This is a genomic window from Anaerococcus sp. Marseille-P9784, assembly GCF_902500265.1.
Taxonomy (GTDB): Bacteria; Bacillota; Clostridia; order Tissierellales; family Peptoniphilaceae; genus Anaerococcus.
In genome coordinates this window covers 39,486-56,260 of the sequence record NZ_CABVOZ010000002.1, presented here as the reverse complement: position 1 = coordinate 56,260, position 16,775 = coordinate 39,486, and the positions used below count along the sequence as shown (strand labels likewise).

The window sequence follows — 16,775 nt, the reverse complement described above, 5'->3', positions numbered from 1 at the left end:
TGATGGGGGAAAATATGGCAAATATTAACATGGAAATGGAAAATTACTCTTTGGCAAAAATTAAAGTAATAGGTGTTGGTGGTGGCGGAAATAACGCTATTAGCCGAATGAGAGAAAACGGATTATCTGGAGTAGAATTTGTAGCAGTAAATACTGATTTGCAAACTCTTCAAGAATCAAACTCAGATATTCGTTTACAAATAGGTGAAAAACTTACAAGAGGCCTAGGCGCTGGAGCAAATCCTAGTGTAGGAGAAAAAGCTGCTGAAGAATCCAAAAATGAAATAACAGAAGCACTAAAAGGTGCTGATATGGTATTTATTACAGCTGGTATGGGTGGCGGAACTGGAACTGGTGCTGCACCTGTTGTAGCAAGTGTTGCTAAGGATTTAGATATACTAACTGTTGGCGTTGTAACCAAACCATTTACTTTTGAAGGTCGCAAAAGACAATCTCAAGCTGAAGCTGGAATTGAAAAATTAAAAGAAAACGTAGATACTCTTATTACAATTCCTAACGATAGATTATTACAAATCGTTGAAAAAAGAACATCAATGGTAGATGCATTTAAACTTGCTGATCAAGTTTTGATGGATGCAGTTTCTGGTATTTCAGAATTAATAGCTGTACCAAATGTAATAAATCTTGACTTTGCAGATGTTGAATCAATAATGAGCGATCAAGGAATAGCTCACATGGGAATTGGTAGAGCTAATGGAGAAAATAGAGCAGTTGATGCTGCTAAAGCTGCAATTAACTCACCACTATTAGAAACAAATATCGATGGAGCAAAAGCAGTCTTATTAAATGTTACTGCAGCTGAAGTTGGTCTAATGGAAGCAAATGAAGCAGCTGAACTAATTAGAGAAAATATAGATTCTGATGCTAATATAATCTTTGGAGTTGGTAGCGATGAATCTCTTGGTGATGACATCAAGATTACTGTAATTGCAACAGGTTTTGATAATGGAGTAAGACCATCAAGAAGAGAAGATCTAAGTCCACAAAGATCTCAAAGAAGAGATTTTGAGGCTCCGAGCAGAAATAGAGTTGCAGAAGAAAAAAAGGCTAAAAAAAATCCATTTGACGATATAGAATTACCAGATTTTTTGAAATAAGATGAAATGTCCGTATTGTCATTCAACTAACACAAGAGTAATCGATTCACGAGCTACAGAAGATGATACTGCAATAAGACGCAGAAGAATGTGCGAAGATTGCAAAAAGAGATTTTCAACATACGAGCGATATGAAGACAACACTATTATGGTTGTGAAGAAAGATGACACAAGAGAATCATTTAATCCAGCAAAAATCATTTCAGGTGTTGTAAAAAGTTGTCAAAAAAGACCTGTAAGCATGGAGCAAATTGAACAAGTTGCCAAAAACATTGAAGTAAAAATCAATAATGAAGGTAATAAGGAAGTTACATCAAATTATATAGGAGAGCTTGTCATGGACGAGCTAAAAAAACTTGATCCTGTAGCCTATGTTAGATTTGCATCAGTATATAGAGAATTTAAAGATGTAGATTCATTTTATGAAGAGATACTTAATTTAAGAGATTAAATATGATGCTAGTATTTAGCTAGAAAATAGCTTCTAGCATCTTTTTTATTAGGAAGTTTTCTATGGATTTATTTGAGCTAAATAAAAAATATGAATTGGAAAAATCTGCACCCTTGGCAGATAGATTAAGGCCAAGACGTTTAGAAGATTATATAGGACAATCTCATTTGCTTGCAGAGGGAAAAATTATAAATAGAATGATTAAGGCAGATAGAATTTATTCTATGATCTTATATGGACCTCCAGGTGTCGGTAAAACTACCCTTGCCAAGATAATTTCAGAGTCAACACGTATGGCTTTTGAAGAATTATCAGCAGTTTCATCTGGGATTTCTGATGTCAAAAAAAAGATTGAAATAGCCAAAGATAATCTAAAATACGAAAACAAAAAAACCATTTTATTTATCGATGAAATTCATAGATTTAATAAATCTCAACAGGATTATTTGCTTCCTTTTGTTGAAAACTCAACGATTATTTTAATAGGAGCTACAACAGAAAATCCTTATTTTGAAATAAATAAGGCCTTGATTTCAAGAATGTATGTCTTTGAGCTTATGCCTTTGAATAATTCTGATTTAGAAAAACTTATAAATCAAGCGCTAACTAAAGATAAGATTCTTTCTAGTAAAAATATTTTACTTACAAAAACTGCCAAAGAAAGCCTTATAAAATATTCAAACGGCGATAGTAGAGCCTTATTAAATGCACTTGAAATTGCAATATTTTCACAAGAAGCAAAAGATGGTAAAATCACTATAGACCAAGAATCCATAGAAAATTCTATCCAAAAGAAAATTGCGATTTATGATAAAAATGGAGATAGGCATTATGATACTATTTCTGCTTTTATAAAATCCATGCGAGGATCTGACATTGATGCTAGCCTTTACTATTTGGCAAAAATGCTAGAAGCAGGTGAAGATATTAAATTTATTGCAAGAAGAATGATGATTTTTGCATCAGAAGATATTTCAAATGCTGATCCCAATGCTTTAATATTGGCAAGTTCAACTTTTGATGCAATTAATGCTGTAGGCATGCCCGAAGCAAGAATAATTCTTGCTCAATGTGTAACTTATTTGGCAGCTGCTCCAAAGAGCAATTCTACATATCTAGCAATAGAAAAAGCTAGTAAATTTATAAAAAATAATCCGGATAGAGAAGTTTCTAACAAATTAAAAGATTCTCATTATCCACAAAGTAAAAAGTTTATCAAAGACACCTATCTTTATCCTCACGATTATGGGGGTTATGTTAAGCAGGATTATCTGCCAGATGATTTTGTAAATGAAAAATTTTACCTGGCAAAAAATGTTGGATATGAGAAAATAATGATAGAAAATTTAAAGAAAAGAAAAGAGGGAAATAATGAAAATTAGACAAATGCTTTCAGATATTGAAAAATATCTTGACAAAGAAGTAATAATTGAAGGTTGGATAAGAAATTCAAGATTTGGTAAAAACGTTGGTTTTATCGAACTAAATGATGGATCTACTTTCAAAAATTTACAAATAGTTGTTGGAACTGACAAAGAAAATTACGATGAACTTTCTCATCAATTCTTATCAACAAGTCTTTGGGTAAGGGGAAAATTAGTAGAAACTGGTAATAACAAGACTCCTTACGAAATTCAAGCTGATGAAATTAAAATTTTGGGAGAATCTTCAGATAAATTCCCAATCCAAAAACAAAGACAAACTCTTGAATTCATGAGAACAATTCCACATTTACGTCCAAGAACTAATACCTTTAGAGCAGTGTTTAAGGTAAGAAGCTCTCTTGCTTTTGCCCTTCACAAATTTTTCCAAGAAAGAGGATTTTTGTATGTAAATCCACCAATAGTAACATCTTCAGATGCTGAAGGTGCTGGGGAAATGTTTAATATAACTACAATTGACCCTAAAGATCCACCATTGACAGAAGATGGAGAAATTAATTACAACAAAGATTTCTTTGGCAAAAAGTCATATCTAACAGTATCTGGCCAACTAGAAGCTGAAGATTATGCACTAGCTTTTGGAGATGTTTATACTTTTGGTCCAACTTTTAGGGCGGAAGTTTCAAATACTCCAAGACATGCGGCAGAATTTTGGATGCTTGAACCTGAAATAGCATTTGCAGATTACAACGTATGTATGGATGTGGCAGAAGATATGATAAAATATGCAATTAATTATATTTTAGAAAATAATAAAGATGAGATGGAGTTTTTCAATAGATTTATAGATGAAAATTTATTTGAAAGATTAGATAAGGTTAGAAATGCAAAATTTGCAAGAATTACCTACACAGATGCCATTGAAAAATTAAAAGCAAGTGGAGAAAATTTTGAATTCCCAGTTGAGTGGGGCATGGATTTACAAACTGAACATGAAAGATATTTATCAGAAGTTATAGTAGATGGACCAGTATTTGTAACGGATTATCCAAAAGATATCAAAGCTTTTTATATGAAAAGAAACGCTGATGGCAAAACAGTAGCAGCATTTGATATGCTTGTTCCAGGTGTAGGTGAATTAATCGGAGGTTCACAAAGAGAGGAAAATATAGACGAACTTTTACAATCTTTCAAAGAAAATGGTCTAAAAGAAGAAGATTATCAAAACTATCTTGATCTAAGAAGATTTGGAAGTGTCGTTCACTCTGGTTACGGTTTAGGATTTGAAAGAGCTGTAATGTATGTGACAGGAATGAAAAACATCCGTGATGTAATCCCTTATCCAAGATATGTAAATGCCTTTGGAGCTAAGAACTAGGAGTAAAAATGACAGAAAATAACAAAAATTATAAAGAATACAATCCTAATTTCATAGAAAAAAAATGGCAAAAATATTGGGATGAAAATAAAACTTTTCATAGCCAAATTGATAAAGATAAAGAAAAATTTTACGCTCTAGTAGAATTTCCTTATCCATCAGGTCAAGGCCTACACGTAGGTCACCCACGACCTTATACAGCTTTAGATGTTGTATCTAGAAAAAGAAGACTTGAAGGCTATAATGTTTTATTTCCAATGGGCTTTGATGCCTTTGGACTTCCAACAGAAAATTATGCAATAAAAAATAAAATTCATCCTGCAAAAGTTACCGAAGATAATATAAATAATTTCAAAAATCAACTAAAATCAATTGGATTTTCTTTTGATTGGGATAGGGAAGTAAACACTACAGATCCTGATTATTACAAGTGGACTCAATGGATTTTCATTCAACTATACAAACATGGTCTAGCTTACAAAAATGAAATGAGCGTAAATTGGTGTCCATCTTGTCAAGTAGGCCTTGCCAACGAAGAAGTTGTCGATGGTAAATGTGAAAGATGTGGAAGTGAAGTCATTCATAAGATGAAAAATCAATGGATGCTAAAAATTACTGATTATGCCGATAGACTCATAGATGATTTAGACTTAGTTAATTATGAAGATAGGATAAAAGCTCAGCAAATAAATTGGATTGGAAGATCTAAGGGCTGTAATGTAGATTTTAAAATCAAAAATAGCGATGAAAAACTTACAGTTTATACAACTCGTCCAGATACAATTTTTGGTGTTACTTATATGGTAATTTCACCAGAGCATCCTATATTAGATAAGTATAAAGAAAAAATTAATAATTTTGATGAAATTTTAGCTTATCAACAAGAAGCTCGCAAAAAATCTGATTTTGAAAGATCAGAGTTAAATAAAGAAAAAACTGGAGTTATGATTGACGGCATTTCAGCAATTAATCCACTATCTGATAAAGAAATTCCAATTTGGGTTTCAGATTATGTACTTATGACTTATGGAACAGGTGCAATCATGGCAGTTCCTGCTCATGATACTCGTGATTTTGAATTTGCAAAAACATTTGATATGCCAATTATTCCAGTATATCAGACAGAAGATGACGAAGATCTTCCAATAACTGACATTAACAAGGGAATTTCAATTAACTCTCAGTTTTTAAATGGCTTATCAGCGACAGAGGCCAAGGCAAAAGCTATAGAATATATTGAAGATAAAAATTTAGGAAAAGCTACAACTAATTTTAAACTTCGCGATTGGGTATTTTCTCGCCAAAGATATTGGGGAGAGCCAATTCCTATGGTTTATTGTGATGAGCATGGTTGGGTTCCAATTGATGAATCTGATCTTCCACTTTTATTACCAGAAGTAAAATCTTATAAGCCAACAGCTACAGGAGAATCTCCACTATCAGAAATAGATGAATTTGTAAACACAACTTGTCCTATTTGTGGAAAAGCTGCCAAAAGAGAAACTGATACCATGCCTCAATGGGCAGGAAGCTCTTGGTATTATCTAAGATACATGGATCCACACAATGATAAAAATCTTGCAAGCAAGGAAGCACTAGATTATTATTCACCAGTAGATTGGTATAATGGTGGAATGGAGCATACAACACTACACTTATTATATTCAAGATTTTGGCATAAATTCCTCTATGATATTGGAGTTGTTCCAACAAAAGAACCTTATATAAAAAGAACAAGTCATGGAATGATTCTTGGAGAAGATCATCAAAAGATGAGTAAATCTCGTGGAAATGTAGTAAATCCAGATGATATAATAAGAGATTACGGAGCAGATACCCTAAGATGCTATGAAATGTTTATAGGAGATTTTGGTTCAACTGCAATTTGGTCAGATGAAGGAGTTCGTGGTTGTAGGAAATTCCTAGAAAGAGTTTACAATATGATAGACTTAATATCTGATTCTGATAATTATTCAAAAGAGCTTGAAGTTTCAATCCATCAAACTATCAAAAAAGTTTCTGAAGACTATGAAAATTTGAAGTTTAATACAGCCATATCAGCTCTAATGAGCCTATCTAATGAGATGAGAAGCCTTGGAAAAATCACCAAAGCTGATTTTAAAACTTATATAACTTTACTTAATCCAGTAGCACCACACTTAACAGAAGAATTATGGCAAATGGCAGGCTTTTATGGTTACTTAAACGAAAGTACTTGGCCAAGCTATGATGAAGATAAACTAGTCCTTAATGAATTTGAAATGCCAGTTCAAATCAATGGAAAAATGCGTGGCAAAGTAATAATGAAAGTTGATGCCAATAAAGAAGAAGCTATCGAAGCAGCAAAAGCTGATAGGAATGTAAGTAATTATCTACTTGAAAAAGAAATTAAAAAAGTAATTTACGTTCCAGGTAAAATATTAAATATTGTAGTAAATAAATAAAGGCTTTTTTTAGCCTTTATTTTTTTAAATTAATTTATAATGAAAATAATAATTGACAAATAAACTCCTATGGTGTATTATTATACATGGTACGTAGGTTATTTTTTTAGTCAAATTAATTTGACATAATCAAAATAAAATCTCATGATTGTATTAGATTTATAGTAAAGATCGAGAGCGTTTATGAAAGAATTTCTAAGAAAAAACAAGTACAATATAATAGCAGTCATAGCTTTGGTAGGTCTTACTTTTTTAGGATATTTAGGTTATAAAAAAGGTCTTTTTAATTCTATAGATAGCTTTAGAGAATTTATTTTATCCTACGGAACTAAGGCTCACATAATATTTATGCTTATTCAGGTCATACAAATTGTTGTGCCAATAATTCCTGGAGGACTTACAACAGTGTTTGGAGTTATAATCTTTGGAGCTTTTTGGGGATTTATTTACAATTACATTTCCATTTGCCTAGGTTCAATGTTGGTGTTTTTCATTTCAAGAACCTTTGGCAAATCAATAATTTTAGATATATTTGGCGAAGAAACTTATGATAAATATAAGCATAAACTAAAAGATAAGACTTACGAGAAATTTTTTGCTATAGCAATTTTATTGCCAGTAGCACCAGATGATTTTTTATGTTATCTAACAGGCCTTACAGATATGAGTTTTAAAAAGTTTGCAACCATAATTCTTTTGTGCAAACCACCATCAATATTCCTATATTCCATGGGTTGGGCTATGGGTCTTGATTTTATTGTTAATAAATTTTAAAAACGATTAGATTTGATGTGATCCTTAGAATTGGATCACATCATTTTTCTAATCGTTTTTAAGTGTATAATTCTGCTTGTGTTTCAAACATTTCTTTGTATAATTTATTTTTCTTCATTAGCTCATCGTGAGTTCCAGTATCTTCTATACAGTGATTATTGCAAACAAGGATTCTATCCGCAAATTTGGTTGAGGAAAGTCTGTGAGATATGAATAGGGAAGTCTGATCTTTTGTTATCTCTAGCATATTTTCAAAAATTTCCTGTTCACTTCTTGGATCTAAAGCACTTGTCGGCTCATCCATTATAATGAATTTGCCCTTATGGTACATAGAACGAGAAAGTGCTAGTTTTTGACCAAGTCCTCCAGATGGTTCGATTCCCTTATCGTCAAATAAGCTAGTAATGTAATTGGCTTTTTTCTTGGTTAAAGAATCAACCCAATTTTCGATATTTAAAAGCTTAAAGGACTTATCCATTTCGTCATAATCCTTATCGGTAATTTCTTCATGACCAATAGTTGCGACATTTTCATCAATCCTAAAAGGAAAGAGTCTAAAATCTTGAAAAGTTGGAGAAAGTATTTGGTAATAATAATTTTTGTCTATATTTTCTATATTAATGCCATTTAGTAAAATTTCTCCGCTACTCACATCATAAAATCTGCACAAAAGCTTTACTATGGTAGATTTACCTGCACCGTTTCTTCCGACAAGAGCAAGTGTTTCGCCAGGATTGATGACAAATGAACAGTCTTTTAAGATATACTCTTCACTTGTCGGGTATTTAAAAGATACATTCTTAAATTCTATTTTCACATTTGATAAATCTATATCTTTTATCCCGTTTTCTGTACTTTCATCTTCTTTTATAGCAAGAAATTCAAATAGAACTTCAAGTATTGTATTTGCTCCCATAATATTTGCAGCATTTTGCTGGAGGATATTTAAACCATCTATTAGTCTTATAAGAGAGTTTAAATATAAGGTGAAATTTGCAATAGAAAGCGTATTTTCAATAAGTCTAAAGCTTAGATAGATAAATGAAACAATTACTCCAGAGTTATTAATCAAATTCATTAAGCCTAAATAAGCACCATTTGAAGTGAAATATTTATGGTTAACTTTATACATCTGATTAAGATGGAAAGCCGCCTTATCCAAAATTAGTTTTTCGCCCTTGTAAATTTTTAAGTCTTTTGAATATTTAAAGTCTTTAGAAAAATACATATAGTATCTATAAATTCTCGATTCAATGGCACTTTTTTCTGTATAGCTAACTTCATTCTTTTTGATTTTTTTTGCTAAGGGAATATTTAATAGAAATAGTCCTAATATTAGTAGGGGAATGAAGATATTTAATCGTATCAAGATTATTATCGATATTATTCCCGTAATAAGCGCACCTACAACCATTGTAAATACATCAAAAAGACTATAGACATACCAAATAGCCTCAGAAGCTTGCTCTACCTTGTTTTGTATGGATTTTGAATCGGTTAATTCTATAGGAAGTCTTAAAACTTTTTCATTGACCATAAATTGTAATTCAAAGATGAAATTATGAAAAATTTTCATATAATAAAATCTTGAATAAAAATTTATCTCCGAGCTTATAAAATTAATAAGAAGAACTCCAAGTACTATCAAAAGCATAATAGAAAATCTTCTAGCTCCGTTAAATTCATCAATAACAAGTTTTGGTGCTATGATATTATATAAGGGTAGGATACCAAGAATTAAGGAAAATGAGATTGCTTTTAGCAAAAATCCTTTGTTTTGTTCATTCATCAATTTTAAAATTTTAAAGAGATTCTTCATAAATATTCTCCTTATAATTTTTGGCTTGGATGTCAAATAACTCTTTGTACTTTCCATTTGCATCTAAAAGTTCTTGGTGAGTTCCTTCTTCTGTAATTTCTCCATTTTCCAAATAAATAATTCGATCGCAAAATTGCGTTGAAGCAAGTCTATGAGAAATAAATACACTTGATAACTCATCAGTCAAAGTGTTATAAAGCTCATACAAATCTCGCTCTGCAATGGCATCAAGCTGGGCTGTCGGCTCATCTAATATTAACATCTTTGCATTTTTCTTATTTAAGGCACGAGCTAAAAATAATCTTTGTTTTTGGCCACCAGATAAGTCAACGCCCTGATCATCTAGAGTTCTTAACAATATTTGATCGTCCTTCTTTTCAAATTTTTCTACTATTTCATCAAGCCCTGTCAATTTGTAAAGATCATCTAAGTTTTCTTTGTTAGAATTAAGCAAAATATTTTCTTTTATGCTATAGGGTAAGAGCAGGCTATCTTGAAAAACAGCAGATACAATTTTTGTTAAATCAATATTGCTTTCGCTAAGGTCTTTTCCATTTATCAAAACTTTACCACTAGTTACTTGGTAAAGACCTGCAAGAATTAATGCAAGGGTTGATTTACCTGCTCCATTTTCTCCAACAAGAGCTATCTTTTCGCCTTTTTTTATCTTTAGATTGATGTTTTTCAAAGTGTAGTTGTCATTTGATGGATATTTAAAATAAACATCTCTTAGTTCTATATCAAAATCATCTTCAGAAAACTCTTCATAATTTTGAATATTTTTATCTAAAATCTTAAAATAAGATTTGGCAAAACCCATATCTTTGATGTAAGAACCAAAATATAAGGAAAATCTTTCTACAAATAAGATAAAAGAAAAAACAGCTGTAAAATATATGTAAAATTGACCAATATTTATATTGCCATCGTGAAAATTTTTTATCATCCAAGAAAATATAATAATATCTCTTAGCAAGGAAATAAGAGCAAAAACACTAACTAATTGTAAGTTCTTTTTGGTAACTTCCTTAGTTTTATCATTTTTATAATCCATTAGATTTTGAAAATATTTTCTAAATAAGCCAATTATGTCATACATTATCAAATCAAGCTTAGATAGGGGATTTTTTAGTTCATAATTCATTTGCATAAGTTGCTCTTCACATTCTTCCATTTCGACCCAATAATCGCTTTCAATATTAGCTGCCTTTCTATGAAAATAAGCAGCGATAATAGTTAAAATTAGTGTTAGGGCAAGAATATAAAAATCCATAGACGAAAAAATCCAAATAAAGCCAAAACTTGAAATTATTAGTCCTAGCATATTTGGCATCTCTAAAATCATGCCACCAATCCCTTGAAAAGGATTATCCACAGCGCGCAAAGCATTATTAATAATTTCTCTTTGTTTTTTATCTTGCTGATCAATGTAGGATAAATTTAGACTATAATCAATGATATTTATAGCAAGTCCATATCTAATGTTATTCATTCTCATTCGATAATTTCCAGTAAGAAATGAAATAAAAAAGCTTGATAGGCTTGTAATTAGAAATAATACGATAAAAAAGGGAATAAAAAACTTCATTCCGAGTGTTCTATTTTCTATGACATAAGCAGGTGCTAGAATCCAAACAAAGGGAATGATTCCGTTAAGTAGTGATGTTGCGACTATTATAAAATACATAAATGGGTCTTTTGACCACATTTCTTTAAAAACAAATTTTAATTCTTTCATATATGAGGATAAACCTCGACCTCCTTGATTTTCTTAGTCAAGGTAAGGCATTTTCTTACAATGACTTTAGTTACATTTTTCTCCGAATTTGCTTTTTCTAAATTTTGTCATTTTTCTACTCCTTTCATAAAATATAATAAAATTATATCACTTTATTAATTTAATGTAAATACTTTTAAATAAAATTAAAAAATGACGGCATCAAACCATCATTTTAGAATATCGTCACAAGCTTTAATTTTTATTTTTAGTGAGCTTTTATTTATATCTATATTTTCAAAAATAAGTCCACGAACTTTTCCTGTATTATCAAAGCATATAAAATTATTAATCACATCTCCAATAGGGTCAATTTTTGTAATTCCTTGCTTGCTTTCAATTTTAAGATTGGCTCCTATTAGAAAATTTATTTGATCGAGTATCAGTTTTTTATCAAAAACATCATAAAAATCACATACTTCAATGAAAAAATCTTCTTCTTTTCTTATTAGATTTATGGAGCTTGACCTATAAAAAGAATCAAAAATTAGCTTAAAAATTATGTAGGCGGTGTTATAAGAGAGATTTTTTCTTCTGTTTGTCATATCAAGATCAAGAAAAACTTCGGATTTTTGAGGCTTTCCTTGGATGGTGTGGATTATATTGTCCTTTTTTTCTTCTACATTTAAAACTTCCATAGCAGAGATAGTTCCCATATCAGCTAAAAATTCTTTTGAATTTGGCATAAAAATTGTCCTATCTAGGATTATTTGAGTTTTGTCATCTAGATAGCGTCTTGAGATTATATTAGCTTTTATTTTTGAAATTTCTGGATAGTCCATATATAATTTTTGCATTTTTCTCTCCTATAAAGTTCATCTTTAAATAAATTCTTATGATATAATATACCCGAGGAAAGGCCATGAGAAAGTTTATTTTTTTATTTTTGATTTCTTTAGTAAGTGGAATTGGAATTTTCATTAATTTTGAAAATCTTAATCCGCTTGTTTTACTAGGATTTATCTTAGTAATATCTATAATTTTACTTTTTATTGACAAGAAATACTTACTTATAAGCCTTGGCATTGGTCTGGGATTTTCATTAAGTCTTCTAAACTTTAATTCTTATAAGCTAAAAGATTTCAAAAATATCAAGGCTAATGTAACAATTCTTCAAAAAAGAGAAACAAAGGATTCTTATAGGTATTTTGTAAGAGTAAAGGGTAAAAAAATCAAGGAGAAATCGGTCATTTTCTCTGATTATGAATTCGAAATAGGGAATAAACTATTTGTTGATGCCGATATTAATATTCCAAATAGAAATACCAATCCAAATCTTTTTAATTATAGAAATTATCTGATTTCCAAAAATGTAGCAAGTAATCTTGATATAAAAGAATTTAAAAAAATAGGGGAAACTTCTAATTTTTTATTAAAATTAAGGAGAAAATTTTATTCTTATATCCACAATATATATGAAAAAAATCTAAGCAAGAAATCATCCTCTTTTGTAATTTCGGTTATTTTAGGGGAAAATTTGCTGGAAAATAACGATATTAGAAATCTGGGACTATCTCATATTTTGGCTGTTTCTGGTTTTCATATTGATTTGCTCTTTGCAGCTATTATTTTTATTTTTAATATTTTTAATTTAGATTACAAAAAGGCTTACATTTTTGCTCTTTCTATTTGCTTATTTTATGGATATTTAATAGCTTTCCCTTTTTCTGTTATAAGAGTTTTGTTGGTTAATTTGATTGGATTTTTAGGATTTTTGTACAAGAAGCCTTTCGATAAAATCAAAGCTTTGCTAATAGCAGCTACACTAATTTTATTAGTTAATCCCTTTGCTATATTAAACTCTGGCTTTATATTATCCTTTGTTGCAACAAGTGGAATTTACTTAATCTATCCAAAATTTAAAAAGTATTTTAAGGATAAGCTTATAATGGAAAATCTTGGATTTACAGCTACTATTCAGGCTACACTTTTTCCATTTACGATTTATTATTTTGGGAAAATAAATTTATTAAGCATCTTGGCAAACTTTTTGATAGTTCCAATTTTTACCCTAGCTATGTATTTGATTTTTGGCATAACTTTGCTTTATCCATTGGCGAAAGCTTTTCTAAAACCAGTTTTTACAATACTTAATTATCTTGTTTTAAGTATTACAAATATTAGCCATCTTTTAAATACAATAAAATTTCTAACAATTGACTTTGCCCATCCTAGCATCTTAATTTGCATATATTTTTATTTGTTAGTTTTAGCGCTAATTTACATAAAAAAATCTAATAGAGCATTATTTAAAAAATTTCTTATAATAAATTTACTTTTTGTAAGCATAAGTCCTATAAAAGATTTGCTAAAACCTGAAGTAAGCTTTACTATGATAGATATTGGTCAAGGAGATGCATTTTTGTTAAATGATGGAGGAGATTATTATTTATTTGATGTAGGTGGTCCCAAATACGATGATTATGACTCAGGTCAAAGAATTTTAGTTCCTTATCTTAAATCACTAGGAATAAAAAAAATAAAGGGAGTTTTTATCTCTCACGAAGACTCAGACCATAGTGGAAATTTAGAGACCCTATACGACAATTTCAAAGTCGAATGTCTAATAACAGGCCCACATAATAAAAAATTAATCAAAAAATATAAGGCAAAAGTTATTAAAGAAAATCAGAAAATAAAACTTAAAAATGGGACAATAAAATGCGTTTTTCAAGGAATTGAAGGAGAAGAAAATAGCCATTCAACAGGATTTTTGATTATTATTAAAGAGAAAAAAATACTAACTTTGGGAGACTTGCCAAAAGAATATGAAGATAAATTAGATTTAAGAGCTGATATATTAAAAGTATCTCATCATGGGTCAAGATCTTCTACTTCTAAATATTTTTTATCCAATGTAAAGCCAAAAGTAGCTCTAATATCTGCAGGTAGAAATAATATATATGGACATCCACACAAGGAAGTTATAGAAAATTTATCAGGGGTAAAAATTTATAACAGCCAAAAAGATGGAATGGTAAAAATTAGTTTTGATAAAAAAGTAAAAATAGATCCATATTTGAAAGGTGGATATTTTAAGTAAAATTGCGTATTTTAAAATTAAGGAGATATTATGAAAAAAATAATTTTAGCTGGTGGTGGCCACGGACATATAAATATTCTTAAAAATTTATTAAAAAAACCAATAGAAAACTTTGAAATTATACTAATAACAGACAACGAAAAGCAATATTACTCAGGGATGTTGGCAGCTTTTATGGAAGGAATTTATAGTGAAGATGAAATTTCTTTTGATGTAAGAAATCTTTGCCAAAAAGCAGGGGTAAAATATATAGAAGAAAAAATTATTTCTATTGACAAAGAAAACAAGGCCATAAAAACTGAGAAAAATACTTATAGCTATGATTTTTTGTCAATAAACTTAGGATCTCTTATGAATATTAATTTTCCAATCGATTCGGAAAATGTTATTTTGGTCAAACCTATAGCAAATATTGTCAAATCAAAAGAAATATTAAATGAAAATTACAAAAATAAGGAAAATTTAAATATATTTTTAGTAGGAGGAGGAGCTTCTGGTATAGAATTAGGATTAGCTTTAAAAACTTCCTACAAAAAAGCTTCTGTAAATATTGTTACAAAAGGAGAGATTCTTAAGAATTTTAACACAAAAGCAAAAAAGAAATTTGAAAAAATTTTGACAGAGAAAAATATAAATATATATAAAAATGAAGAAGTTTTAAAGATAAGAGATAAGCAAATTTTCACAAACAAGACAACACATGAATTCGATTTTTGCTTTGTAAGTTCAGGATTTAGGGGTCAGGATATTGACTTTATGGGCTTTGATCTCTTTGAAAAAAATTATATAAAAGTTGATGAAAGACTTTTTGCAGGAGAAAATATACTTGCTATGGGCGATGTTTGTACTATAAATAAATATCCTCAAATGCCAAAAGCAGGAGTTTTTGCTATAAGAGAAGCTCCTATTTTGTATGAAAATCTCAAAAAGATGATAAATAATGAAAGTGATTTTATAACTTATAAGCCACAAGAAAAATACTTGCAAATAATAAATTGTGGAGATAAATATGCCCTATCAAACTACGGAAAATTTGCAAGTTTTGGTAAAATATCTTGGCTTATAAAAGATAAAATTGATAGAGATTATATGAAAATATAATAAGGAAAATATAGATGAATTACAAAGAATTTATGAATATTCTATTAGATAAAAATACAAAAGGAATTTATCTTATAGATTCAGAAGAAAAATTTCTATCTGATAGCATTATTGAAACGACAAAAAGTTTGGTAAGTATTCCAGATTTTAATTATATAGAAATAAAAGGCTTGTGTGACTTTGAAACTATTAAAACAGCATATGAAACATATCCGGTTATGGAAGAAAAAAAATATATAGTCTGGAAAAACATCGATCTTTCCAAAAACTCTATAAAAGATTATGAAGAAATACTTGCAAATATCACAAAAGACCTTGAAAATTTCCCGGCTTACGCAAACTTCTTGATTTTTTCTGATAATAGACCCTTTAAAGGAAAATTTTATAAAAAAATAGAAAAATATGCCAATATTGTAAGAATCGAAAGACTTAGCAAAAAAGACCTAGAAACTTTTATTGGAAGAAGATTTGTTAGAAATAATAAAAAAATACAAAAATCAATGATAGGAGAAATTATCGATAGATTTTCTTATCTACAAAAAGATAGCGAAATAGACTTATATGAAGTTGTAAATACAATTGATAAAATAATAGCAAATTCAACTGATGAGATTATAAAAATTGAAGATGTTAGAAGCCAGCTAGATGAAATTTTAAACTTAAATATCTTTAATCTAACCGATGCAATAAGTATGAGAAATGCAAAATCCGCTACAGAAATATATCTAAAAATGGCGGAAAAAGATGATGATTTATTTATGATTTTTCATATGATTATAAGACAAATTAGAAATTTAATAGCCTATAAGACACTAAAAATTAATGGCAAGAACGATTCTTTTATAATGAAAAATATTTCCATAGGAACTTATGAACTAAAAAAACTAAGAGAATTTGAAAATAATTTCACTTTGGATGATCTATTTTCCGCTCACAAAAGACTTTTTGATATGGAAATTAGACAAAAATCTCAAGATTTTGATATGAAAATAGAAACTTTAATTTTTATAAATAAAATATGCAATTAAAAAATGAGTAACTATCAGTAATCATATGTGAGGATCCAATACTGATAATTACTCATTTTATTATGCGTTTTGTGCCTTGTTTAAAGCTTTTTGTAATCTAGAACTTGTTCTAGCAACTTTATTTTTGTGATAAACATTTTTAGATTCAGCTTGTTTTAATCTTTTGTCAACGTGTTTGAAGATTTGATTAGCATTGTCTAAATCACCAGCTTCTAAAGCTTGATCAAATTTTTTGATGTAAGTTTTGATTTCAGACTTGCGAGATTTATTTCTTAGAGTATCTCTTTTGTTTGTTTCAATTCTCTTTTTTGCTGATTTTATATTTGCCATATTTTCACCTTCTTTCTTGCTTTTATTTTTGCTTGACTGATTTATTCTACCATACATTTGTATATTTTACAAGTAAATTTGACAAAATTTATATTTTTGAAGTTTTTTAATTTTAGTTTATAATATAAGA

General features: G+C 29.4%; 13 protein-coding genes. 9 read left to right on the top strand and 4 right to left on the bottom strand.

Annotated elements, in window-relative coordinates; translation table 11 throughout:
* Positions 1 to 14: 14 nt before the first annotated feature.
* From ftsZ to GAN53_RS03945, 6 genes are all read left to right on the top strand, one after another.
* Positions 15 to 1,118 carry a cell division protein FtsZ gene (gene ftsZ, locus GAN53_RS03970; RefSeq protein ID WP_151409696.1) on the top strand — a complete coding sequence of 368 codons (1,104 nt, stop codon included), beginning with the start codon at positions 15 to 17 and terminating at the stop codon, positions 1,116 to 1,118.
* Position 1,119: 1 nt separating this feature from the next.
* Entirely contained in the window at positions 1,120 to 1,569 is a 450-nt protein-coding gene (nrdR, locus tag GAN53_RS03965) for a transcriptional regulator NrdR (RefSeq protein ID WP_099320863.1), read from the top strand.
* A gap of 62 nt (positions 1,570 to 1,631) precedes the next feature.
* Positions 1,632 to 2,951 carry a replication-associated recombination protein A gene (locus GAN53_RS03960; RefSeq protein WP_151409695.1) on the top strand — a complete coding sequence of 440 codons (1,320 nt, stop codon included), beginning with the start codon at positions 1,632 to 1,634 and terminating at the stop codon, positions 2,949 to 2,951.
* Positions 2,941 to 4,329, top strand: coding sequence for an asparagine--tRNA ligase (asnS, locus tag GAN53_RS03955; protein ID WP_151409694.1), 1,389 nt, complete (start codon positions 2,941 to 2,943; stop codon positions 4,327 to 4,329). Before GAN53_RS03960 ends, asnS begins: the two co-directional genes overlap by 11 nt.
* A gap of 8 nt (positions 4,330 to 4,337) precedes the next feature.
* Positions 4,338 to 6,773, top strand: coding sequence for a leucine--tRNA ligase (gene leuS / locus GAN53_RS03950; RefSeq protein ID WP_151409693.1), 2,436 nt, complete (start codon positions 4,338 to 4,340; stop codon positions 6,771 to 6,773).
* Between the two features lie 183 nt (positions 6,774 to 6,956).
* Positions 6,957 to 7,547, top strand: a complete 591-nt coding sequence (locus GAN53_RS03945; protein ID WP_151409692.1) for a TVP38/TMEM64 family protein — start codon at positions 6,957 to 6,959, stop codon at positions 7,545 to 7,547.
* Positions 7,548 to 7,605: 58 nt separating this feature from the next.
* Here GAN53_RS03945 and GAN53_RS03940 read toward each other — a convergent pair whose 3' ends face one another.
* The 3 genes from GAN53_RS03940 to GAN53_RS03930 all read right to left on the bottom strand — a co-directional run bounded on the left by GAN53_RS03940 (position 7,606) and on the right by GAN53_RS03930 (position 11,940).
* On the bottom strand, positions 7,606 to 9,366 hold the full coding sequence (locus tag GAN53_RS03940) for an ABC transporter ATP-binding protein (RefSeq protein WP_151409691.1): 1,761 nt from the start codon (positions 9,364 to 9,366) through the stop codon (positions 7,606 to 7,608).
* Positions 9,350 to 11,104, bottom strand: a complete 1,755-nt coding sequence (locus GAN53_RS03935) for an ABC transporter ATP-binding protein (protein ID WP_151409690.1) — start codon at positions 11,102 to 11,104, stop codon at positions 9,350 to 9,352. The genes GAN53_RS03940 and GAN53_RS03935 overlap by 17 nt, the downstream gene beginning before the upstream one ends.
* Positions 11,105 to 11,313: 209 nt before the next feature.
* On the bottom strand, positions 11,314 to 11,940 hold the full coding sequence (locus GAN53_RS03930) for a hypothetical protein (RefSeq protein WP_151409689.1): 627 nt from the start codon (positions 11,938 to 11,940) through the stop codon (positions 11,314 to 11,316).
* 65 nt (positions 11,941 to 12,005) lie between these two features.
* Between GAN53_RS03930 and GAN53_RS03925 the strand changes: the two genes are divergently transcribed.
* Genes GAN53_RS03925 through holA form a run of 3 tightly spaced genes read left to right on the top strand, consistent with a single transcriptional unit; the run spans position 12,006 to position 16,315 of the window.
* The gene (locus tag GAN53_RS03925) at positions 12,006 to 14,186 is read left to right on the top strand and encodes a DNA internalization-related competence protein ComEC/Rec2 (RefSeq protein WP_151409688.1); all 2,181 of its coding nucleotides are present in this window, start codon (positions 12,006 to 12,008) and stop codon (positions 14,184 to 14,186) included.
* A 30-nt stretch (positions 14,187 to 14,216) separates the two neighbouring features.
* Positions 14,217 to 15,287 carry an FAD-dependent oxidoreductase gene (locus tag GAN53_RS03920; RefSeq protein WP_151409687.1) on the top strand — a complete coding sequence of 357 codons (1,071 nt, stop codon included), beginning with the start codon at positions 14,217 to 14,219 and terminating at the stop codon, positions 15,285 to 15,287.
* A gap of 14 nt (positions 15,288 to 15,301) precedes the next feature.
* Positions 15,302 to 16,315, top strand: coding sequence for a DNA polymerase III subunit delta (gene holA / locus GAN53_RS03915; RefSeq protein ID WP_151409686.1), 1,014 nt, complete (start codon positions 15,302 to 15,304; stop codon positions 16,313 to 16,315).
* Positions 16,316 to 16,375: 60 nt separating this feature from the next.
* Here the strand turns inward: holA and rpsT are convergent, their stop codons facing one another.
* Entirely contained in the window at positions 16,376 to 16,645 is a 270-nt protein-coding gene (rpsT, locus tag GAN53_RS03910; protein WP_151409685.1) for a 30S ribosomal protein S20, read from the bottom strand.
* Positions 16,646 to 16,775 lie beyond the last annotated feature (130 nt).